The organism is Serratia sp. BNK-4 (assembly GCF_048685115.1).
In the GTDB taxonomy this organism is placed as follows: Bacteria; Pseudomonadota; Gammaproteobacteria; order Enterobacterales; family Enterobacteriaceae; genus Serratia; species Serratia bockelmannii.
The window spans coordinates 629,468-651,376 of the sequence record NZ_JBLQTM010000001.1 but is presented as its reverse complement, the minus strand read 5'-3'; the positions used below and the strand labels follow the sequence as shown (position 1 = coordinate 651,376).

Here is a 21,909-nt window from a genome sequence, read left to right as displayed (position 1 = left end):
CACAGATCATCGGGCGCCGGAGGGGAATCGCCTTAAGGCTGCGTATCCAACAGATGGCGCACCACCGCCGCGTACTCTTTGGCGTAGCCTTCAACGCTGGTGCTGGCCATGCCGGCATTGTCTATCTTGTATTTACCCGCCACGTAGAACGACGGGGTGCCGCGCACCTCAAACGCTTTCACCGCTTCGTTCTGCTTGGCGATCAATCCTTTGACCAGCAGGCTGTGGCGCGCGTTTTCATAGGTAGCGGCATCGATGCCGGCCGCCGTAAACACCCGCTGAATATCGTCGGCGCCGTTGACGGCGCGCTGTTTCTGCACCGCGTCGAACATCGCCCCTTCAATCTTGTCTTCCACGCCCAGCACCGTCGCCACCGCCCAGGCTTCGGTCAGCTCATTGCCCAGTTTGCCCATCAGGCTGACGTGATATTTGGTGACTTTCTCACCGGCGGGCAGCGCCTGCGCCACGGTACTGCCTACGCGATAGGTATCGGCGAACTGATAGCAAGGGCCGCAGTAGAAGGAGAAGAACTCCACCACCGCCGGCGCGGCGGCCACCGGCTTATCCAGCCGGGTGTATTGCTCGCCCGCACGGTAATCCGCGGCCTGAACCGCAGGCAGCGCCAACATCAATACGACGGCGGCGGCGAACGAACGCTTAACTTTTGCCAACATAAACACTCCTGGTTTCATCTATGAACATCGTCCTTAGCGGCGGTTTTTATAATCAAATAACCGCCAGAAGACCAGTTTTTATTACCTTCTATTTGTGAGGGATTATGTTCAGCGACCTTCGTAACCGTCCCAGTACGCACCTACCGCTTCCTGTGAGAGCACCTGGCGGCGCTTAGGATTGTCGGCGCTGCTGTAGGCGCGATTAATGAAAATGGTTTTGTGTTCCATGTTCTGCTGGAACTCCGTGCTGGCCAGGTAATCGGCCTTTTTCTGCGCCTCGCTGCGCGCCACGCCTGCCGCGCGATCCTTTTTCCCCAGTTGGTAGAACTGTTCGAACATCGGCACGGCGTTCTTAATACTGCCGTTCACATCGGTGCGGAATTGCGGATCAAAATCGTCGCGAGTTTGATAAACGTAGTGTTTGGCATGCTGCTCGGCACTGCTGAGGTGATGGGTGCAGGCGCTGAGCGCCAACAGCGGCAACAACAGCGCCGCGCTTTTCAGTCTTTTCATGTCGTCTGTCCCTGTCAGTGAGGAAGGTTCCTTTAGCGCCACGAGCATAGCGCCGCCACCCGGCAAACGTCAAACGACAAAAAACGCATCACATTGTTTTATATTAATATTATATACACTGATTGGTATTCATTGCCTGAAACACTATGCTTTAACAGAACAGGGTAAACACTCACCGACAGCGAGGCGGCCAATGAAACCGATCGACAAAAACGTGGGGGAGTACGACCTCACGGCGGAAAAAAAAGCGGGCATGATCACCGGCACCATCCGCGGCGAACTGCCGGACAGCGACGCCAATCTGCCGCTGCTGCCCTTCTCCGGCACTTTCGCCGGCCCCAGCGTGGCCGAAGCCATCGCCGATATTCAGCAACAGTTCCCCGACATCGAACCGGCGATTATCGACGATTTGCGCGAGGAACTGCTGAAGGCCGGGTTCTAAACCGGATCGCGGTGCCGCACGAACGGGCTGTAGATCGGCGCACCGGGCTTCAGCGCCAGATCGGCGTCAAAATCTTCATTGCGGTTGAACGGCACCGCCGGCCAGGCGGCAATATCGCTTAAGCCAACCCGATACGCCTGCGTCACCTGCGCCAAAGCGGCGTTCTGCGCCTGCCGTTCCTCGCTCGCCAACCCGCCGCGCACGCCATAGACCAGGAACGGTTCCAGCACGCTAAAGCCGATATAGTGCAGCGCATGCATGATTGGCCACAGCATCAGCCGCATATCGCCGTCGCGCCCGTTCGGCGCGCAGGCCTGTGCGGAAGCGCCGGCGGTCACGGTCAGCAGCGCCCGCTTACCGCGCATCACGCCGTTCTCATGGCGGTGGCGGCTGTCGTAGATCCCGCCGTAAACGAACACCCGATCCATCCAGCCCTTGATGATGGCCGGCGCGCCGAACCACCAGAAAGGGAACTGCAGCACCAGCGTATCCGCCCAGCGCAACAGCTCGATATGCCGCCGGATCTCCGCCGGCAGCGCCTGGATCGTCCAGTGATGGCGCTGCTCCTGCATCGCATCGAACCGGTCCACCTGCTTTCTGCTGGGGTAATGGCCGGCGCCCTCGCGCGGATCAAACCCCTCCTGATACAGATCGACCGTTTTCACCTGATGCCCCTGCGCCAGCCAGGCCTGCCGCGCCTGTTCGGCCAAATGGGCATTGAAAGAATGCGGCTCGGGGTGAGCCAGCACAATCAGCACGTTCATCCTGTGTCTCCCGTTGTAAGGTGGTGCTGTTATGCTGTGGCTTTATCGTCCCCTTGGCAATTACGCACCTGAAGGTAACCCCCAATGGCTTATCCCGGCGACGTCTATTCGAGCAAGTGTTCCGCACGCGATGCGCTGGCGCTGATTTCCGGCAAGTGGGTGATGCTGATCCTGCCTGCGCTGGCGCAGCGCCCGATGCGCAACGGCGAGCTGCTGCGCCGCATCGACGGCATTTCGCAGAAGGTGCTGACGCAAACGCTGCGCCAGCTGGAACGCAACGGGCTGCTCGAACGGCTAGATTTAAGTGAAAAGAATCAGGCGCATGTGGAATACCGGCTCAGCGCCGTCGCCTGCTCGCTGGTCGAGACGCTGGCGGCGCTGGACCGATGGGCGGAATACCATTTCCCCGAGCTGGACGCCGCCCGCGAGCGCTATGATGCCGACCGCGGGCGCGAGGCCGATTAAAGCGGTTTGGCCCGCAGCGTCTCGCCGCTGCGCACGAAGTTGCCGGCCCCCAGATGATGAATGGTGTGCAGATCCGCATTGGCGGCGGTGAAGTTCCAGCGCCCTTGCTGGAACACCCGCTCGTCCGCTGCCGCGCTCAACACCTCGCCGAAGCAGGTGTCGTATTTTTCCTGCGCGCCGCTTTCCGGCAATAAGCGGCACTCCAGCCACGCCACGCACCCCTGTTCGATCAGCGGCACCTGCAGCGTGGCGCTCGGCGCTGCGGCGATGTGAAAGCGGGCAAACTTGTCTTCATCCAGCCCGGACACGCTGCCAACCGCGTAGGTGGCGTCGATGAACATGGCCGCCGGCACGCAAATGCCGAATGCGCCGCTCTCCTCGATCATTTGCCGGCTGTGCGCCCCTTTGTCCACCACAATGGCGATGCGCGGCGGGCTGAACTCCACCGGCATCGACCAGGCGGCGGCCATCACGTTGCGTTTGGCGCCGTCGCGGCTGCGGCTGGTGATCAATACCGTCGGGCCGTGGTTCAGCAGGCGGCTGGCGTGTTCGAGGGCGACAGGACGAAAGTGGCTCATCGGGAAATCCTTGCGAGTGACTGATTGTCCCGCAGTGTAGATCTGCGCTGCGGCGGCAGGCAACGTGGGGCGCACAGAATGCGCAGGTGAGACGCTTGTTCCCCGTCTCGCCATCCGTTATCTATAGTTAGATCAATTCGCCGGTAACGGCCCACTCCACCTGAGGATCTTGCCTTGACGTTTTTAAAACACCCTATCGCCGGATTGGTGCTGGCCGGCTGCGGCCTGCTGTCGGCGGGCGGCGCGCTGGCCGCTTCCGATGCGCTGGTGTACTGCACCGTCGCCTCGCCGGAATCGTTCAACCCGCAGCTCTCCAGCTCCGGGCCGACCTTTATCGCCACCTCGCAGGTGCTGTACAACCGCTTGGTGACGCTGCGTGAAAGCGATAAAACCCCGGCCCCGTCGCTGGCCACCGAGTGGAGCGTCAGCCCGGACGGCAAGACCTATACCTTTACCCTGCGCCAGGGCGTGAAATTCAACAGCAACAAATACTTCACCCCGACACGCGACTTCAACGCCGAAGACGTGGTGTTCACCGTGATGCGGCAGAAGGATCCCGCTAACCCTTATCACAAGGTCTCCGGCGGTAACTATGAATACTTCACCGACATGGGCCTGGATAAGCTGATCACCAAGGTGGAAGCGCTGGACGAGCATCACGTGCGCTTCACGCTGAGCCAGCCCAACGCCGCCTTCGTCGCCGACTGGGCGATGGATTTCGCCTCGATCCTGTCCGCCGAATACGCCGACGCCATGCTGAAAAAGGGCACGCCGGAATACGTCGACAACTGGCCGATCGGCACCGGGCCGTTTGCGCTGCAGCAGTACAAGCAGGATTCGCTGATCCGCTACATCGCCAACCCGCACTACTGGCAGGGCGAAGTGGCCAGCAAGCACCTCATCTTCTCCATCACGCCGGATCCGCAAACCCGGCTGGCCAAGCTGAAAACCAACGAATGCCAGATCATCCCCGCGCCGCTGCCGGAACAGTTCGCCGCCATCAAGGCCGACGGCAACCTGCAGCTGCACGACATTACCGGGCTGAACGTCGGCTATCTGGCGTTCAACACCCAAAAAAAACCGTTCGACAACCTGCTGGTGCGTCAGGCGTTGAGCTACGCGGTGGACAAGAAAGCGATCGTCGCCGCGGTGTTCAAAGACAGCGGCACGCCGGCCAATTCACTGCTGCCGCCGGGCATGCTGGGCTACAACGACAAACTGCCGGAGTACGCCTACGATCCGCAGAAGGCGCGCGCGCTGCTGAAGCAGGCCGGGCTGGAACAGGGCTTTGAAACCGACATCTGGTCGATGCCGGTACAGCGCCCTTACAACCCGAACTCCAAACGCATCGCCGAGATGATCCAGAGCGACTGGGCGAAGGTGGGCGTGAAGGCCAAAATCGTCACCTGGGAGTGGGGGCAGTATCTGGCCGGGCTGCGCAAAGGCGAGCAACAGAGCGCGCTGTACGGCTGGGTGTCGGACAATGGCGATCCGGACAACTTCGCCACCCTGCTCGGCTGCGCCGGCGTGCAGAGCGGCGCCAACGTGGCACGCTGGTGCGATAAGGATTATGACCGGCTGATCCAGCAGGCGATCCAGGAGAACCAGCCGCAGGCGCGCGCCAAGCTGTATCAACAGGCGCAGGTGATCTTCGCCAAACAGGCGCCGTGGCTGCCGCTGGCCACCGGCAAAGTGTTCTACGCCACCCGCAGCAACCTGAGCGGCTATGTGGTGGACGTGAACGGCAGCGATTTCGCCAAGGCCAAATTGAACTGATCTTAGGCGCCGCAGCGAGGGCTGCGGCGTAACCCGCTTCATCGCTTAATAAGCTGCCAGCCTCTGAACCTATCATTATTAGCTTCATAACTTACGGCGCTCACCTATCACCAGACGCATATCCCACTAAACCAATAGCTTAATAAGCGAGCTGAACCTGGCGTTTTGCCTAAATTGCGCGCACGCGCTTTCCTCCGATGTAACATTTCGTTACCATCGACGCACAGACCCTTTAACATCAAAAGGTAACCCGGTGCAGAACACCTACATGCCGTGGCAAATTCGCCTGCACTGGCTGGTGGCGATCCTGCTGGTCATCACCTGTGTCACCATCGAGCTGCGGGGCTTTGCCGAACCGGGCAGCGCCCCTTGGTACGTGCTGGTTGTCACCCACTTCAGCTGCGGCGTAACGGTATTTGCGCTGATGATCGCCCGCCTGTTCCTGCGCTGGCGCCACCCCTCGCCCGCCATCGCGCCCAAACCGCCGAAGTGGCAAACCGGCCTGGCGCACCTGACGCACACCCTGATTTACCTGCTGCTGCTGACGCTGCCGGTGCTGGGGGTCTATTCGCGCTATCTGGGGGGCAAAGAGTGGTATCTATTCGGCCTGCCGATGCCGTTCGCCGACGTGGCCGATCGGCCGCAGGCGCGGGCGATTATCGGCTGGCACAAAACGCTGGCGTCATTCGGCTACTGGCTGATCGGCCTGCATGCCGCCGCCGCGCTGTTCCACCACTATATCGTCAAGGACAATGCGCTGGTGCGCATGCTGCCACTGATGAAAAAGCGCTGACCACCCGGCGCCAGGGATGAATTTTCGGGCCACGCCTGCTGACAGGGAATGATATGCAAACCCAATTTTTTCATGTGACCGTCGAGCAATGCGCTTGCCAACAGACGGCGCCCGACAATCTGGTGAGGATCATCGCCTCCGGCCAGACGTTCTTTTTTTATCGCGATGACTTCAGCGACAGCGAAAATCTGCTGGCCAGGCTCGCCGCCGGCGATCGGGTGAAGATCGGCGCCCACCGCCTGCGGGACGGCAGCTACTGGCTGCACTGGCTGCTGCACGGCACGAAAGGCCGGCTGGAGCCTGACAGAACGCTGAAATATAAGCTGAAATACTTCGCCCTGCTGCTGCTGGGCGCGGCGCTGGCCGGCGGTTTCCCGGCGGCCTTTTTCATCATGGACCGGGAAGATTCCTGGCTGACCATCGTCCTGTTCTTTATCGCCATCATCGCCGGCCTTATCGGCATCGGCATGGTGCTGTTCGTCGGTTCGGAGCTCCTGTTGATTGCGCACCGCGGCCGCAGGCGCCTGCTCAGAGCGCTGGATCGCGTGCTGCAGGGGCAAGACGTCACGCCGCCCAGCTCGCTCAGCCTGAAAATCCCCGGCATCAGATACCGGGCCGTCCGCGCAGACGCCGCGCCAGTGCCCGCAACGCCACAAACCGAGTTCCCCCTCCCCGAGGGCGTCGAGGCCTCCGGCATAGAGACGGTCAACGCCCTGAGCTACGAACTCTGCCACTATGAGATCCCGCGGCAGGTGCAGTATTTGGACACCTATGCGTGGCGCCAGAAGGAGACGCACTTCGCGTTGACGACCCGCGCGCTCAACGTCCCCAATACCAAACTGCACCCGGTATTTCGTCGGCAACATCCGCTTTTCATCGCCAAAGGCGATCCGCTGCAGGTGCTGTATTGCGAAAACGACACCGTCCCCGAGTTGCCGACGGTGCGTGGGATCATCAATCACCGCGACCGCCAGACCTATCTTATCGGCGGCAGCCGCTACTTCACCGAAGCCGGCCTTAACCTGAGCGCGCGCGTCGTCTTCATCCTCGGCGCGATCATGATGTGTTTGATGCTCGGCATGATCGTGTGGGATAACGCCGATACCCCGGCGGGCTTTTACCTGGATGCCTGGACCCTGAAGCGCCTCGGCAGTGAATTGCCGCCGATTATTCTGCTGCTGATGCTGATGGTCAGCGGCCTGGCGCTGCTGATCGAGGGTTTCGCCCAGATCTGTCGCCTGTACTCTTTTGACCAGCACCGCACGTTTAAAACGTTTAAATACCTGCGAAATCTGCGTCGCAGGTTGTGGCGGCAGGCTCAGGTGACGGAGCTGAAATGATGACGTTAGCGCTTTATAAAAGACCCCTTATTATCCTGACGCTGTTTTTAGCCAGCGCGCTGGGCGTCTATTTGCTCGCCCCTGAGCAACGCTATGCGCAGTGGCAATGGACTCGGGGCGACCAGGCGTTGCCGACGATAGCCCGGTACGATCTCATCCACAGCTACCCGGCGCAGGACGGCGCCCTGCTGCTCACCAGCAAAAGAAGTGAAGACCGCGCGTACAACAGCTTTTACGGTTGGGCGGCCAACTACCTCAGCCAGGTGCTGTTTGCCGGCCCAAAAGGGTTACAGATGCTGGGGGAACTCGACGACTTGATCCACGATGCGGTTTGTGGCGAGCAGGAGTGCGTGCTTTTTCTCTCTGAGGGCCGCAGGCTGGTTGATGTGCAACGGGGTACCATCGGGGCGCTGATCCCCTGGCCGGAGGGCGACGACAACCGGCCTTCCTTTGTCGGCGGCAAACTGGTGGCGCAACCGGGAAAACGCGCGCTGTATCTCATCAGCACCGAAGGCGTATTCTACAGCCCGGACTTCGGCGCCCATTGGCGGCAGACGCTGGATCTGCCGGCGCTGCTGGACGCGCGGCAACTGCTGGGCTTTGAGCGCGGCGAGGAGGAGTCACCGACGGCTTACGCCTCCGGTAAGCGCAAATCCGTACCCGAGATATTCACCGCCATTGATGGCGACCGCGTGCATTTCTGGATGAACCCGGTGCTCGGATCTGGCGCGTTACACATCGCCGTTAACGGTAAAACCGGCGAGGTGATTGAAATGCATTGGCTGTTGGTGCGCGTGGAGGAAAGCGCGCAAGCCCCGGACGGCGGCATCTACCTGATCGCACAAACGCTGGACAGAGGGCTGTATCAGCTTCTGCGTTATCAATCCGACGGGCAGTTGAAGGTGCTGCTGGAGACCGGCGATAAATCGCTGTATCAGCTCTGGGCGGGCAACGATAAGCTGGTCGCCCAAACGGATAACGGCGATGCGCGTCTTTCGCTGATTTTCGATCTGCGCTCATCCGACGTGCACTACCGACAGCCGTTGGAGTACCGGTACAACGGGCGCGACGACGCGCGCCAAACCGTGATCGAACCAGAAAGCCACTATGACGATGACAGGGAGACCCCGGCGCTGCCCTACTTCGTTCGCTATCGCTCCACCGCGCCGTGAACATAAGGAACTTGCCATGCTGTTAGGTTATGGCGCCGGCGCCGCCGGCCTGCTGGCGCTGTTATTGGCCCTGCTGCTCGCCGGCATCCTGCTCGCCTGGTGGGGCTGGCGATACGCCGCCGCCCGCTGCGGCCGCCCGCGCCCGCCGCTTTCCTGGGGCGGCTATCTGTTGGCCTCGGCGCTGGCAATCTACCCGGTGGCGTTCGCGCTGATGCTGATCGGCATGGCCATCCAGGACATCAAGAGCCAGCGGGCGGAAGATCGTTGGAATCAACGCAGCTACTTGACGCTCGACGAGGCAAAGCCGTTCGGTGAAACGACGCTGCCGAAAGGCAGTTGGGTAAACCGCCAGGAGCCACGCCTGCCCGGCACCGAAGACAGCCCTATCACGATGAACGGCGTGACCGCCGTGCGTTTTCCTCAGCCGCAGAGCGTGGCCGGCGTGCCGATCATCGCCTTCGAGGTTTTACCGCCGGTGATGGAGCTGGCAGGTGCGCATACCTTCACCCGTCCAAGCGGCCAAAGGGTGCACTGCGAAGCGGGTTGGCTGGTCACCTTCTTGTTGCCGCCGGATCGGCCGGCCCCGCAGTGGGAGGAGTGGCAGGCCGGGCTGCCTGCGGCGGCGTTTCGGCCCAGCGACTGGATCTTTAGGGAGTGCTTCTCCGGCAGCCCGATCGCCGTGCTGACCTTGCACAACGGCGAAGTCAGGGTGCTGCCTTAAGCCTTACGCCGTGGCGTTGGGCAAGCGCACGATCACGCGGTTATTGGCCGTGGGCAACTGCAGCGGCGTTTCCTGCCAGCTCACCGCGATAACCAATACCGGCGGAGCCGGCACGCGCGGCTCACGCCCGTCGGGCCCCACGCCGTAGGCATCCCATTCAATCACAAACACCCCGCCGTCTTGCGGCTCGACCCGCTCGACGAAAAAGGTGGTGTCCGAACCGCGCCCGCTCGCCGGTTTATGCGCGTAAGAAAGCAGGCTGAACCACTCGCCGGCGAAGTACAGATGGTAAAGACCATCGACGATATGCTCGCCGTGGAACTGGCAGCCGCCGACGCTCAAGCCGCAGCCCGCTGGGGATCCCGCCACGCGTTCGAGATCGCGCACGAAGCGATCGGTCGGCCTGTTATCCAGCAACAGCTCATAAGGCGGCGCGTGCAGCAGCGCGGCAGGATCGTCCGCCAGGCGCAGATTCGCCGGCAACATCAAGCGCGCCGCCAGCACCCGGCCGTTGGGCAAGGCGATCTCCAGACGATCGGCCGGATCCTCTGTCCACGGCGGCACCCACAGACCGCGCACAAGGTGCAACGGCGTAGCCTCCGCCTGCCGACACCTCGCCCGCAGCCGCGCCAGCGCCTCGGCGGTACCGACGGCCAGCGCGTCCTGCTCGCGATCGGTCAATGCCGGCAGCGCGTACATCATCCGGGCAGCAGGCTCGTACACCGTCAGCCCCTCACCCTCACGACTGCGGGTCGGGATCAGGCGCAGCTTGCCATCGTCCACGTCCTGCGGCGCCGCACAGGCGCCATGCACAATCGCCCCGTCGCGCAGCAGCAGCGTCCAAAAATTGGGGCCGCCCATGCCCAGTTCCCCCACGCCGCCAATCTGCCGATCGCTGTCGCCGGCGTGCGCCATCTCAATCGGCTGCGAACGCCAGTCGGTCTTGCGCCACTCTGCGGCCTCTTCGGGGTCTTGCACGCCTTTAGCGGCGTGCTTCGCCCATTGCAGCACGGCAAACAGCGCGATGCACAGCACGCCGAAAATCGGGTGATCCTGCCAAATCAACCCCCAACCGACGATCAAAAAGGCCCAGGCGGCCATGGCGATATCCTTTTCCACGAGAAAACCGCCTGATTCTAGCGCAGGAAACGCAAAGGGTTGAAGCCTATGCCATGAATAATTAGCCGTTAAATAGAAAGATAATAATTTCAGCGTTATTTCTGTGACTACAAAGATCACATAAATAACGCTTCAAAGAGTGATTTGAACGTAGAAAAGACAACTCCCTGTATCTCAATGCAATATTCGCAACCCTATTAAAAACCAAAAGATAAAAGGGAAAAAAAACTGCAGTAATTTGTGCATATTCTAAACATTGACTATGTTTATACATACTCTTTATATGCAGGTACACAGACTAAAAAACAAAAGAGAAAGGCTCCCAATATAATTAAACAAACCTCGCATACCGCGTGGGTGAAACGCTATTAATTATAAAAATTCCGAGGGTATTTTATCTCCGCGGAACGGGTCACTTTGCATTTTATCGGGCCAATAGGCTACACACCGCAATTAATACCATTATTAGCATTCCGGAGACCGACAATGAAAATCGTTACGGGCATTATCCTTACCTCTGTGGCCGCCTTCAGCTGCGCGGCTTACGCGGCCGATGCGCAGCCTACCACAGGCAGCGCGGAAGTGACGCTGGAACACGTGCACGCCGTGATGGAAAACGGCAGCCCGGCGCCACAGCACGACGCCGCCTGCCAAAAAGAACTTTCCATGCCGGAATCGAAATATATCGGCATGAAGGTTAAAACCGATTACAGCATCAACAGCAGCACCATGATGATGTCGGCCAAATCGATGTTCCCATCGCCAAATGACAAACAGCCTATGGAACTGACGGTCGATCTCTCCGCGCTGGGCCTGGCGGATGTGTATGCCTTCGGCGCCTTTAAACCGGCCGCGTTGCCGCAGGCCTATATTTATTTCACCATCGACAAAGATTTTAAAAATCCGGTCAGCACCTTTATGATCATCAACCAAGGCAAGCAATATAACTGCGTGATCTCCAGCTCGAATAAAATGATGAGTAAAGAGATGCGCGGCAAGATGATGATGAAGAAACAGTAACGGAATGAAAAACGGCGCTTCCCTTAACAGGAGGCGCCGCCAGAAAACGCGTTAAATCAGACCCGGATTGTATTTCTGGTTGAACTTCTCTTCCGATTGGAACAGATAAATAATGCCTTCGATAAAGCCGACAATCGCCGGGATCCCCGTCCAGCAGAACAGCAGGTAGAACAGCCCCCACCATTTCATCCCTAAGTAAAACTTGTGAATGCCCAGCCCCCCCAGGAAGATGGCCAGCAGGGCCGCCGCGAGCTTGTCTTTTCTGCTCATAGTGCACTTCTCCTTACTTCTCACCGAACCACCGGCATGTCCAAAAAACGGATGCCGCTCCACAGAGCGCCGCATCGTAATGCTTGAGGAGAAAATATTCACCCATCAAGGCTCAACAGGGGTAATTATAACAGCGGATGATTAAACGGTTGTTTAACCGGCGAAGCGGGGGAGCAGTGAGGTCTGAAGAGAAGATGGTGAGGCCCCGATTTATTTCCGGGATTTTTACGATATTCCCGTATATAACGTGAAGACGCTTAATTGCATGTCTATGCCGCATGAGAACAACCGCATAACATAAAGTGTACAGGCGTGGCGGGTACGAGTGATCACGTAGGTTGTGTGCAATGAGGCCCGGCGTCAAGTCGGCGGTTATATCCTGAATTACTACAATAGCGTCAGACCTCATCATTACAATGGGGGACTGACGCCGGAAAAATCAGAGAACAGATACCGTTCTTACTGTAAAAGCGTGGCCAGTATTACTTGGCCACTACAGCTGTATAATACGACCCATCTGGTTTTTACAGCAGGTTTCCCGATTTCGTTCAGGTAGCCATGAACTCGGCCCGGGCGACATTCAGTACCCGACACATCGTCATCACACCCCATACAGTACGGTGTTCATTGATAAAGCGGTACTTCAGTCGGGCTCCCTTGCAAAGCACCGCACGGCCTTTTTCAGGATATCCCGTTCTTCTTCGGTGCGTTTTAGCTGCGCGCGTAGTTTCAGGATTTCGCTTTTGGCTTCCAGTAAATCCCGGGCATGTTGTTCGCTGTTATCAGGCTGACAGCCCGTAGCCACTTGTAGAGGCTGCGTGCAGAAACGCCCAGACGGTCAGATACTTCGGCAACGGAATAACCGCGTTCCGTTATCTGACGGACGGCTTCTTCCTTAAATTCAGGTGTAAATCGTGGTGTGCCCATGCGCTCCTCCTATTCTCAAACTATAGGGCAGGATCGTCTACCGGGGTGGGTCAGTCCAAGCCACCTAAAAGGATGACTACCAAAACAGTGGCAATTCAAATCATTTACTTTTAGATGAATCACTTGAATGACCAAGGTTTTTTCACTGCCAGTTTTCATCACATGGCTATGAATAGTAGAATCCAAGCATAAATTAACGCTTAGAAAAGTTGAGCTCATGAGATTTCACCCTGAAGGGCCTTCCATACCCGATATCCTCTTAGAACGCTGTGATACAGGTCGAGTTGTATTTCTCTGTGGCGCTGGGGTTTCATTACCTTCAGGGATGCCAAGCTTTGTAGAGCTTACCCAGCATGTAATTGAATACTTTGACCCACCACACGATTCAGAAATCATGGCAGCATTTCGCCCATGGCTTCACGACCAATCTTCGGCAAATGTCCCTCTCGACCAAATTTTCAACCTCCTACATCAGGAATATGGCAAGGATGAGGTGAATGCTTTGGTATCAAAGCGTCTGGGGACTGCAAGAACTGATATAGAGGTTGGACGTGAGCATGCCCTGATTAAAAGAATTTCCTCAAATCAGAGTGGAGTTCCACAGATTGTCACAACGAACTTTGACCGACTGTTCGAGGTTAACCAAGCGCAAGATAATTTAACTCGATATGTGCCGCCAGCTTTCCCAAATCTGAATTTCGGTTCGACAATTGAGGGGATTACATATCTTCACGGCCGTCTGGTCGACGAAAATGCTGTAAACCATCCTTATGTGCTGAGCAGTGCAGACTTTGGACGAGCATATCTTTCAGAAGGATGGGCGACCAATTTTATTAAGCTTCTTCTGGAACGATACATCGTTGTTTTAGTCGGTTATCAGGCAGAAGACCCACCAGTTAAATACCTCCTTCAGGGTCTCAATCATGATGGCCAGTATGATCGTTCCAGACTTTATGCATTTGATCGCGGCCTTGCCGAGGATATCGAAGCCAAATGGCGTGACAGAGGAGTTACAGCCATAGCCTATTCCGATCATCCAGCCCTTTGGAAGACTTTGGAAGCATGGGCTGAGCGAGCAGATGATCCACGTCGATGGCGAGCTTCTATTATCGCTAAAAGCCAGCAAGATCCGAAAGTTCTAGCACAGTATGAACGTGGTCAACTTGCCCATATACTTCGCACTACGCAAGGTGCGAAATTGTTCTCTGAAGCTGTTCCTCTTCCCCATCCAGAGTGGCTTTGTGTGATGGATGCAAATATTCGGTCAGCCAAACAGAAGAAAAGATACTACGAACTTGATGACAATGATGCAGAGACCTTCGATCCACAAGAAGCTTATGGGCTTGATGACGATCTGCAAGATATCTCTGACGATGAACGTAAACGTGGAGTGAGTAACGATAATCTCCTTGAATGGCGTGACGAAGATGATAATCCGTCAGATTACCATCACTTGGCTGGATGTTTGGAGACAATGCCGAAACGATTGAGTCATCTCATGGCCTGGTTCTGCAAATCTCTTGATAGCCCCGCGATGGCTTGGTGGGCTATCCGAAAAATCAGCATTCATCCTCTACTACTACAAAATATTGAACGCAACATTGATCATTCAGCATCAATCCACAAACGCTCTCGTCAACTGTGGAGCTTAATTCTCGAACATCATAGAGATCCCTGCAATCGTCGTTATGACGTCGATTGGTACGACTTAAAAGCTCGAATTACAAACCAAGGCTGGACAGCTGGTGTCTTACGAGAATTTCGTAGGGTAATGGCACCCCGATTGGAGATGAAATCGCCATATGGCTTGGGAGAAGTCAGACCACCAAGTGACTCTTGGGAGGAGATCCATTTCAGCAAATTAGGTCAATTTGAAGTTGTGTTCACTAATAGACATGACGACAATTTAGACGTACCTGACAATGTATTGCTACAGGTATTTAGTGCTCTGGAAGAGCAACTAATCATTGCTGCAGGAATGCTGGAGGATATTGATACTTCCTACTTTCCAATCCCAAGCTGTTATCCAGAACGTGATGTAGACGGAGAAGAAAACTTCTCGAAAGGGGCCGATGTATTAATATGGTTTGTCCAACTTTTTGACCGAATAGCTGAAAAGTGGCCAGAATTGGCTAATGCACATGTAACCACCTGGCCAGTAACAGAACCATTTATCTTCCGAAAACTCAGACTTTATGCCTTCAGTAAAACAGCCGTTTTTGGGACTGACCGAATTGCCGAAGAAGTTTTGTCTATAGAGCAAAATAGCTTCTGGGACACAAATATTACCCGAGAACTTCTTTTTTTACTGGTAGACCGATGGGAAGAATTCCCACGAGAGAACCAAAATCGAATCATCGAACGTATTCTGACTGGCCCCTATCAAATACCTTATTTGTCTGAGGAAGAACTTCCGAAAGGAAGAGAAGTGTTGGCTGCTAAATACGCTCGTTATCTCGAACTGCATGGTTGTGAACTGGGCACTATTTATCGTGATCGGCTCACTGCGATGATTAACAGAATTCCTGGCTGGAATGATCGCTGGGCCACATCTGTAGTCATCAGTTGGGGCTCCCGCTCTGGCTGGATTAGTACAGACGAAAAACCAGATGTAATATCAGATCTTCCTGTAAACGAGATAATCCCAAAAGTAAAAGAGGTGCTTAAACGAGATGACGACAGCTTTACTCGTAGGCGGCCCTTTGTTGGTTTGATAAAAGAAAATCCGCGTAAGGCATTGTCTGCGCTTACTATTGCAGGGAAAATCGGTGATTATCCTAAGGAATTATGGTCGTCAATGATAAGTGAACTACCTGCAGATCTTAAACCAAGGTTGAAACGAATATTCCTGAGCCGAATCGCGAGATTACCGGCTACAACTTTAGTCGAACTACGACATACATTAAGTAACTGGCTTGAACAAAATTTAGCTGCGACTCTTGAATTTGATGAGGATCTCGGCTGGGCAGTTTACGATCATGTCATAGAGGGCATACTGAGCGGTGGGGCTGATGCAACACGGAGTGGTTTCGGAGAAGTTATCCGAAATGGTGAGGTTGTAATACAGTCTCGGCGTACATTCAGCCATGCAATCAATGGTCCTGTCGGTAAATGTACTCAAGCGCTTTTTCAAGTAATGCCAAGTGAAGAAAAAAAAGCTGGTTCGCTTATTCCGTATTCTATTAAGTCTCGTATTGAACGTCTTTTTACTGCACCAGGAGAAGGTGCGGACCACGCTATAGCTATAACGACTCGCAATCTAAATTGGCTAATGTTTGTTGATCCTGCATGGGCAAGAGAATGGCTTATACCTATTTTGGACTTAAAACATCCTGCAGCAGAACCAGCATGGAATGGTTATCTTCATTGCAATGATATGCCTTCGACTGCAGTAGCTGAACTTATTAAACCCTGTCTTCTAAACCTTATACCTTGGATCGAATCTCTTTCGTGGGAAAAAGATTATTCAGTTCGAGCTTCGCAATGGCTTGGTTTAATGAGAATATTTCACCCTGATGAGCCCTTCAGTCCTTCCAGGAATGAAATGCGCTCCATATTACGAGCATTATCTGACGAGGCTCGAAATCGTTTTATTTCCTGGTTAGGATTGGTCGGGCAGAAAAACGAGAGTGGCTGGGTTAAGTATGTGATCCCATTAATCAGAGAGGACTGGCCCAAAGAACGCCAATATAGAACCACGAGCTCTGTAAAAGCATGGGTTGGTTTACTTGACGATACTGGCGATAAATTTCCGGAGGTTTACGATTCAGTAAAAACATACTTAGTACCAATCGAGACAATTGATCATTTGTTCTACAGATTCACTCGGGAACTCGGTGGTAAAGGAGCAATTGCAGCTATTTTTCCAGAAACCACACTTGATTTACTGGACAAAATAACACCACAGATGTTCACGCGCACATCAGGAGAGCTGCAGAAGATTCTTGAGCTAATTGAAGATACAGATACAAGTCTGATCAAGGATTCACGGTACTTACGGCTTATTGCACTGGTTGAGAAAAATTAGCCTTTATGGTTTTTTACCGTTATTGATTACTTATCACTCAGCAAAACTTTTCAACATGCCGTAGCGCTTAACGCCTATTCTTGACTAAGATGAGAAGCAGGCGTTAAAGTTTGATTAAAGGAGAACCTCTAACCATTCCTTGTGGAAGAAATAATTTTTGGAGTATTATTGAAATTGCTCAAATATACCATGTAACCCAATAAATTTTATTTTTAGTGCAGGATCATGTCTTAGAACAGTCTCAAGTGAGTTCCTCTCATAAATTATTGATTGTGCTTGTATTGAGCCGTTCCATGATGGCAAAAGCAATAAAGCAGATGTATCCAAATCAATACCCCACCAATCGTTAACGTAGCAATTTAAAAAATCAACAAGAGCCTTAATCGCAATAAAAGCATCTTTTTCAGTATATGTTTCAGGATCAAGGGATATACCTGATATATTACTTTTAGCTTGTTCGGAGTTAATATCAGACTGGTGTTGATAAGCGATTTTGCCTTCACCCGGTCTAGTTTCTATTGTATCAGTGAAAGTTTTAATCTTGGGATGCACCAATGCATTTCGTTGTGTTATTAACTCTTTTATTATTTGTGTTTGAGTGGTTCCACGAGGTAAAGATATGTCTTTATGCCATTGAAGAGTATAGTCAAATTTATCAAGTGAAGAGAACCTGTCAATTTGATCTTTTAACTTTTGCGTTATTTCTATAGAAGATAAAAATGAGTTAGCTGCAGCCTCAATAGCGTAGTTAATTGAAAGCACACTTGATTTTGCAAGTGTTTTTTTGATGTGTGATTTTTTTGTTGCAACTGATAACTCATAAAGGGTTATTGCATCAGAAAAAAGCTCAAAGAAGCTGTTCTTGGTTATTTCAACTTTTCTTTTCACACGCAGCCCTCTGCATAAAAATAAAATCATATAGACAGAATACAATTTCCTATAATCTTTATATCCTACTAGTTGTTGATATAAATGGCTATCGAGAATAAGAACTGGGTTTAGGGAAACCACCTCTGACGACGACAACAACAATTGCAACATGAGATTGACCTGTTGGATGAGTGAATACTTCAATATCATCCTCTATTGCTCCCACCGGCGCTGATTTTGACGTTGATTCCAGAACAGCCAAAATACCGATACGCTTACCTAATCCAATGGCATAAGCTGCTGTTTGATCGAAATATTTTTGAAAATCCTTGGGGAAAAGAACCTTATTATTTTCAACTTTTAGTTCTATCGGAATGTCTTCAAATGTGAGATCCGTTATCCCGCCAGCAGCCTCTGGATGGCCTTGTAAGTTCTCGCCAATCTCATTCCTACTTCTAAGTATTTCGGCTATTTTACGCTGAAATTTTTGCTCTGATGTGCCAGTAATAAATAAACTAGCTTTAAGAGCTTGGGCTGCAACATTTCCTAAGCCGCCAAGTATAACCATTGTATTAGCAATGTCATCTGAGTGTAATCCTGGGAAAGCTCTTAATATGTTACGAATTTTTATAAGATGCCTATCGACATTTGAAAATCCAGTTAATGGAGCTTGAGCGGAATCACTCCCTTCAAGTAGTAAGCGCCTATGTCCTACGATAGCAATATTTTGGCAATTACTTAAATTGTCAAACTCAGCAGCATATAGGAATTCGTAAGGTCTCGAGCCAAATGAATTTGCCACTTCCAAGACGACACGACCAATCCCCTTCAATGTGAAGGGGCCTTCCCCCTCTGGTTTCTCAAATCTAAAATCAGGCAACCAGCCTCGCTCACGTGCATCAATTGTCACTGGCTTTAATGAGAGGAAATTTGCACTCTTTGGCCAATTTGAAACCCTGACCTCTATGTTAAGGTCATAAGCCGTACCCGGCTTAAGATAATTCCATTGCTGAGCTGGTTCCCCATCAATATCAAACTTTAGAAATGCAACTGTTGATTCTTGTGTTTTATTCTCATTTGTCCCTTTACTAGATATTCCTTGCCTAATCCCCTCAATATTTTTATTGCGAAGATTTGCGAATAAGAGTAGAGGCAACGACCAGCTTGTTAACTGGTCTTGTATTTTTTTTAATGAATCTAATTTACTGATTGAACGGACTTGCTCTATAAATTCATTAAATTGTTTGTTCTCCGAGAGACTCGTCGTCATGTCGATCTCTGATGCTTTTAATTGTGCTGAATTTAAAAACCTTTGAGCATCAGTCTCAGCATTACGTATAGCATGTTTCCACTCAGCTAGAGATACAAATATAGTCATTGCTATGTAATATGCACGATATTGATCTTCAACATATCCCTGACCGAGCTCATCGAGCGTTTCATTGAGCTTTTGACACGCGTCTTTAAGTTTCACCAAGTCATTCGGAATGGACTTGAGTGCACCATCCAACGCTGCTGCAATCTCAACTCTCGGAGAAAAAGCTTGGCGGAAAATCTCGAAATTTGGCTCGTTCTTCATATTCTTTCTCCAACTCAGCCGTAAGGCCATTCCATTTTTCAATTAAGTCATTATAGGGTTCGCAAACACTTATGGCATGTTCAATGCAAGCTGCTTCTGTAACTAAAGCAGCCTTAAGTTTCCATTGTGTATTTCTTTCATCATTTGGAATTTCTTCCAGTAGTTCCTTTAAACAAACATTTGCAATTACGTTATCACCACACTTGCTTAACGCAGCCACGTACACTAATGCTTCAATAAATTGTTGAGGTTTGAATGGTTTCAGAGCATTAAATGCTTTTAGAAGATCGTCTTTACAATTTCGAAGCTCATCATGTGGCGCTCTTAATATCACAGTGATGCAGTCATCGATAGAAATACTGCGAGTATACTTATCCTGAATTGCTTTGAGTGCGACTTTGACAAACCCGGGAATATCATCAAAATGAAAACGCAATCGAGTGATAGCATCATAAAGTGCACCTCCTTCTAAAATTAATAATATATTAGAAAGAAACAATCCAATTTTTCCCTTTCTCTCTTCATCTGATAAGCAAAGAGAAGCAAAAACGTCAATGCATTCTACAATGAAATTATCTTTTTTATCTTGTTGAGTATAATAGCAAATTAGATTCCATAGCCGGGATCTCACAAGTTCCCGTTTCTCCTCAGGAAAAGATCTACGGCTCAAAGCGTGAACAGCATACTGATGCACCATAACATATTGATCTAATAGCAAGACTGAATATGCTTCGAAGAATAAATCTGGAAAATTCTTCACTAAATCATAGGGAACATTTTCCCACGCTTGTACGGCACGTGCTCGAATCAATGTACTCTCATCCATAAGAGCACGATACCAATCAGAGAGAACTAGTGTTAGGCTGTCAATACCAGTTAATAACTTAGGAACATGGGCAATCATGTTCCCACGCATTTGAGTTTGTTCTTCTGGTAAGCTTCTATAGAGCTGAAGAAAATCATCGATTCCCTCACGCCCTCTAGATTTAGCTCCAATCGCAGCCCATTCAATCAATGCCCCCTGTAAGCCATCAATAGCATTACGCTTATTACTTTTATCTAAATGATCTAGAAAACTCTCATTTATTTCTATGATTTTTTCTTTATTCAACTCCTCATATTTTTCGCTTAGCGTTGCAGCCGCTCCGATCAAATCGTCAAAATTATCAACTGCAAGCTCAGAAAATTCTTCCCAAGAGTGTCTAAAGAATTGTCCTGCATCATCCATGCTATCCTCTGGATTTTCCACTGCTGCCCAGAGTAAACGCCTAAAAGCTATTTTTTGCGTCTTTCCTATTTTACTTTTTTTTCTATAGTTATTTCGCAGTACAGATCTGTAAGCTCTATTGGCCTCATGTCTCCCAATATCATCTTTGTCAGCAAGATAGGATTGAATAACTTTATCGCTTTCATCGGGAAATCTATCTAAGCATTTCGTAGCGGCCTCTCGAAGAAAGAAAAGAATGCTGCTATCTCTCCGTTCCTCCGGGAGTAGAGTCCGTCGACGCATCAGCTTAGCAAATATACTTCTAATATGTCTTAGAAGCAGCTCATCATCATCCGATGCAATAATTATCTCAATAGCAGATTGAAATTTTCCCAGGTGAGTATCTTTTATGTATTCGTCAACAACATCACAGATATCAGCTTGTCTTTTTTTAAAAAGTGACTGAATGGGGCCTTTATTAAGTACTTTTCGCTCAAATGTACCAATCATCATTCCAGGAGGAGATTCAACAGCCATTCTAACAAAGTGGTAAAGGACTTTTAAGAAATCATCTTCAGATAGATTCTCTGCTTCCAAGAGGATTGCTTCTATAGCAGATGGACAATATTCTAAGTTGTTTATTAAATATACTGAAATTGCCAGTTTTTCCGCTTGTGATAATTCAGTTCTTATTAAAGCTTTTGCCGCTGGCGTTGAATATGGTAATTTCTCATGTAACACTGCAGGTAACAAGTGTTCAATTATTTTACTTGTAAATGTCTCAGGAGCAAGATTAGCAAGTTGTTCCAAACGGGGATCGTTGTTCTCTATATCTTCTTGATCGAGTTCATCAAGCAAATCAAGCACAAACGTTTCTTCTAGAGTAAGTGAAAGACGTAATACTGCTCGTTCTTGTTGTCTATTGAGCTGCTTCTGCTTTCTCTGCCTTTCTTCTTCTTTGCGGGCCAAATTTCGTTCTTCGGCAGATTTTTCTCTTGGTCCTACAAACTCTAAAATATTGGGAAATCCCACCGGAACCCGTTGATTACAATTTTTACAGTTCTGTTTATAGAAGCTGTAAACCGAGTCTTCCAGAAGCCAGCTAAGCATTGAACTTTGCTTAACAAATTTGCATTGAACTCCCATGTGACCAATGGGTAACCCTGTTTCAGCCTCAATCATGCCTCTCCCCTCTGATCGAATGAATTCAGAGTGAGAACACCAGTTACTAAGTAGGTGTACAGCACGGAGATTTCGTTGACCAGCTTCGACTGCCTCTTCAAATCTTTTTTTATCTTCAAAATCATCCATTTAGATAACACCTTTATAAGGAACATGTACTCATCTATAATGCTGTAACCGGTTTATTATACCTAAAACAATGAATGCTGTGTATTATGAAATGTGATACAAGTCAATTAGTTACATATAAAAACCAACTCACATCCAAAGGGATAGTATTTCGAGGTTTGTAGCATCATTAAATGTGAACTTATTTATCGCCCCCTCAAGTTAACTAATAAATAGGTTATAATTTACATATTCTTCTGGAATTTATAAACCTTATATCTAATAGTTGAAGAAGTTAATAATCAACTTTAGTGTGATTTATAAAAAAATAATTATTATCTTCAGCCCCTCCATTATGGAGA

18 protein-coding genes and 2 pseudogenes are annotated in these 21,909 nt (G+C 51.2%); 10 read left to right on the top strand and 10 right to left on the bottom strand.

All coding sequences use genetic code 11. The features are described from left to right. Positions 1-32: 32 nt before the first annotated feature. Positions 33-674, bottom strand: coding sequence for a DsbA family protein (locus tag ACMGGW_RS03075; RefSeq protein WP_147823612.1), 642 nt, complete (start codon positions 672-674; stop codon positions 33-35). 108 nt (positions 675-782) lie between these two features. Next, entirely contained in the window at positions 783-1,187 is a 405-nt protein-coding gene (locus ACMGGW_RS03070; RefSeq protein ID WP_043135551.1) for an Exc2 family lipoprotein, read from the bottom strand. Between the two features lie 193 nt (positions 1,188-1,380). Between ACMGGW_RS03070 and ACMGGW_RS03065 the strand changes: the two genes are divergently transcribed. Continuing rightward, a complete protein-coding gene (locus tag ACMGGW_RS03065; protein ID WP_019454278.1) occupies positions 1,381-1,629 on the top strand; it encodes a hypothetical protein in 249 nt (82 codons plus the stop codon). On the opposite strand, the gene ACMGGW_RS03060 is transcribed toward ACMGGW_RS03065, so the two are convergent. Next, positions 1,626-2,393 (bottom strand): NAD(P)H-dependent oxidoreductase, encoded by a 768-nt coding sequence (locus ACMGGW_RS03060; RefSeq protein WP_147823611.1) that lies wholly within the window; start codon positions 2,391-2,393, stop codon positions 1,626-1,628. The genes ACMGGW_RS03065 and ACMGGW_RS03060 overlap by 4 nt on opposite strands. An 84-nt stretch (positions 2,394-2,477) precedes the next feature. On the opposite strand from ACMGGW_RS03060, the gene ACMGGW_RS03055 reads away from it, so the two are divergent. Further along, on the top strand, positions 2,478-2,858 hold the full coding sequence (locus tag ACMGGW_RS03055; RefSeq protein WP_025301684.1) for a winged helix-turn-helix transcriptional regulator: 381 nt from the start codon (positions 2,478-2,480) through the stop codon (positions 2,856-2,858). On the opposite strand, the gene ACMGGW_RS03050 is transcribed toward ACMGGW_RS03055, so the two are convergent. After that, positions 2,855-3,436, bottom strand: a complete 582-nt coding sequence (locus ACMGGW_RS03050; RefSeq protein WP_025301683.1) for a flavin reductase family protein — start codon at positions 3,434-3,436, stop codon at positions 2,855-2,857. The two genes, ACMGGW_RS03055 and ACMGGW_RS03050, sit on opposite strands and share 4 nt — an antisense overlap. A gap of 174 nt (positions 3,437-3,610) precedes the next feature. Between ACMGGW_RS03050 and ACMGGW_RS03045 the strand changes: the two genes are divergently transcribed. From ACMGGW_RS03045 to ACMGGW_RS03025, 5 genes are all read left to right on the top strand, one after another. Further along, entirely contained in the window at positions 3,611-5,212 is a 1,602-nt protein-coding gene (locus ACMGGW_RS03045) for an ABC transporter substrate-binding protein (protein ID WP_060432519.1), read from the top strand. Between the two features lie 268 nt (positions 5,213-5,480). Further along, the gene (gene cybB / locus ACMGGW_RS03040; RefSeq protein WP_080433027.1) at positions 5,481-6,005 is read left to right on the top strand and encodes a cytochrome b561; all 525 of its coding nucleotides are present in this window, start codon (positions 5,481-5,483) and stop codon (positions 6,003-6,005) included. A gap of 53 nt (positions 6,006-6,058) precedes the next feature. Then, positions 6,059-7,345 carry a hypothetical protein gene (locus ACMGGW_RS03035; protein ID WP_060432516.1) on the top strand — a complete coding sequence of 429 codons (1,287 nt, stop codon included), beginning with the start codon at positions 6,059-6,061 and terminating at the stop codon, positions 7,343-7,345. After that, complete coding sequence (locus ACMGGW_RS03030) at positions 7,342-8,517, top strand: hypothetical protein (protein ID WP_147823610.1); 1,176 nt, start codon at positions 7,342-7,344, stop codon at positions 8,515-8,517. The genes ACMGGW_RS03035 and ACMGGW_RS03030 overlap by 4 nt, the downstream gene beginning before the upstream one ends. A 16-nt stretch (positions 8,518-8,533) precedes the next feature. Further along, entirely contained in the window at positions 8,534-9,238 is a 705-nt protein-coding gene (locus ACMGGW_RS03025) for a hypothetical protein (protein WP_060432512.1), read from the top strand. A 3-nt stretch (positions 9,239-9,241) separates the two neighbouring features. Here the strand turns inward: ACMGGW_RS03025 and ACMGGW_RS03020 are convergent, their stop codons facing one another. Further along, entirely contained in the window at positions 9,242-10,357 is a 1,116-nt protein-coding gene (locus ACMGGW_RS03020; protein ID WP_230201368.1) for a hypothetical protein, read from the bottom strand. 486 nt (positions 10,358-10,843) lie between these two features. Between ACMGGW_RS03020 and ACMGGW_RS03015 the strand changes: the two genes are divergently transcribed. Continuing rightward, entirely contained in the window at positions 10,844-11,377 is a 534-nt protein-coding gene (locus tag ACMGGW_RS03015; RefSeq protein WP_060432510.1) for a hypothetical protein, read from the top strand. A 51-nt stretch (positions 11,378-11,428) separates the two neighbouring features. Here the strand turns inward: ACMGGW_RS03015 and ACMGGW_RS03010 are convergent, their stop codons facing one another. After that, complete coding sequence (locus ACMGGW_RS03010) at positions 11,429-11,647, bottom strand: TM2 domain-containing protein (RefSeq protein WP_015376761.1); 219 nt, start codon at positions 11,645-11,647, stop codon at positions 11,429-11,431. A gap of 352 nt (positions 11,648-11,999) precedes the next feature. Here ACMGGW_RS03010 and ACMGGW_RS03005 point away from each other — a divergent pair. After that, a pseudogene (locus tag ACMGGW_RS03005) lies at positions 12,000-12,134 on the top strand (IS3 family transposase); the annotation flags it as partial. Positions 12,135-12,201: 67 nt separating this feature from the next. Here the strand turns inward: ACMGGW_RS03005 and ACMGGW_RS03000 are convergent. After that, positions 12,202-12,574: pseudogene (locus ACMGGW_RS03000) on the bottom strand (transposase); the annotation flags it as partial. 217 nt (positions 12,575-12,791) lie between these two features. Between ACMGGW_RS03000 and ACMGGW_RS02995 the strand changes: the two are divergent. Further along, on the top strand, positions 12,792-16,601 hold the full coding sequence (locus tag ACMGGW_RS02995; RefSeq protein WP_147823609.1) for an SIR2 family protein: 3,810 nt from the start codon (positions 12,792-12,794) through the stop codon (positions 16,599-16,601). A 165-nt stretch (positions 16,602-16,766) separates the two neighbouring features. Here the strand turns inward: ACMGGW_RS02995 and ACMGGW_RS02990 are convergent, their stop codons facing one another. The 3 genes from ACMGGW_RS02990 to ACMGGW_RS02980 form a co-directional block, all read right to left on the bottom strand. Beyond that, positions 16,767-17,489: a hypothetical protein gene (locus tag ACMGGW_RS02990; protein ID WP_147823608.1), complete on the bottom strand. Its 723-nt coding sequence runs from the start codon at positions 17,487-17,489 to the stop codon at positions 16,767-16,769. 88 nt (positions 17,490-17,577) lie between these two features. After that, positions 17,578-19,050: a hypothetical protein gene (locus ACMGGW_RS02985; RefSeq protein ID WP_147823607.1), complete on the bottom strand. Its 1,473-nt coding sequence runs from the start codon at positions 19,048-19,050 to the stop codon at positions 17,578-17,580. Then, on the bottom strand, positions 18,995-21,568 hold the full coding sequence (locus ACMGGW_RS02980) for a hypothetical protein (RefSeq protein ID WP_147823606.1): 2,574 nt from the start codon (positions 21,566-21,568) through the stop codon (positions 18,995-18,997). The genes ACMGGW_RS02985 and ACMGGW_RS02980 overlap by 56 nt, the downstream gene beginning before the upstream one ends. Positions 21,569-21,909: the final 341 nt, after the last annotated feature.

Bases quoted from the DNA above. Each gene is read 5' to 3' on its own strand.
- ACMGGW_RS03015 (WP_060432510.1), top strand. From the start codon at position 10,844: ATGAAAATCGTTACGGGCATTATCCTTACCTCTGTGGCCGCCTTCAGC.
- ACMGGW_RS03035 (WP_060432516.1), top strand. From the start codon at position 6,059: ATGCAAACCCAATTTTTTCATGTGACCGTCGAGCAATGCGCTTGCCAA.
- ACMGGW_RS03060 (WP_147823611.1), bottom strand. From the start codon at position 2,393: ATGAACGTGCTGATTGTGCTGGCTCACCCCGAGCCGCATTCTTTCAAT.
- ACMGGW_RS03070 (WP_043135551.1), bottom strand. From the start codon at position 1,187: ATGAAAAGACTGAAAAGCGCGGCGCTGTTGTTGCCGCTGTTGGCGCTC.
- ACMGGW_RS02985 (WP_147823607.1), bottom strand. From the start codon at position 19,050: ATGAAGAACGAGCCAAATTTCGAGATTTTCCGCCAAGCTTTTTCTCCG.
- cybB (WP_080433027.1), top strand. From the start codon at position 5,481: ATGCCGTGGCAAATTCGCCTGCACTGGCTGGTGGCGATCCTGCTGGTC.
- ACMGGW_RS02980 (WP_147823606.1), bottom strand. From the start codon at position 21,568: ATGGATGATTTTGAAGATAAAAAAAGATTTGAAGAGGCAGTCGAAGCT.
- ACMGGW_RS03025 (WP_060432512.1), top strand. From the start codon at position 8,534: ATGCTGTTAGGTTATGGCGCCGGCGCCGCCGGCCTGCTGGCGCTGTTA.
- ACMGGW_RS03075 (WP_147823612.1), bottom strand. From the start codon at position 674: ATGTTGGCAAAAGTTAAGCGTTCGTTCGCCGCCGCCGTCGTATTGATG.
- ACMGGW_RS02995 (WP_147823609.1), top strand. From the start codon at position 12,792: ATGAGATTTCACCCTGAAGGGCCTTCCATACCCGATATCCTCTTAGAA.
- ACMGGW_RS03030 (WP_147823610.1), top strand. From the start codon at position 7,342: ATGATGACGTTAGCGCTTTATAAAAGACCCCTTATTATCCTGACGCTG.
- ACMGGW_RS03065 (WP_019454278.1), top strand. From the start codon at position 1,381: ATGAAACCGATCGACAAAAACGTGGGGGAGTACGACCTCACGGCGGAA.
- ACMGGW_RS03010 (WP_015376761.1), bottom strand. From the start codon at position 11,647: ATGAGCAGAAAAGACAAGCTCGCGGCGGCCCTGCTGGCCATCTTCCTG.
- ACMGGW_RS03050 (WP_025301683.1), bottom strand. From the start codon at position 3,436: ATGAGCCACTTTCGTCCTGTCGCCCTCGAACACGCCAGCCGCCTGCTG.
- ACMGGW_RS03055 (WP_025301684.1), top strand. From the start codon at position 2,478: ATGGCTTATCCCGGCGACGTCTATTCGAGCAAGTGTTCCGCACGCGAT.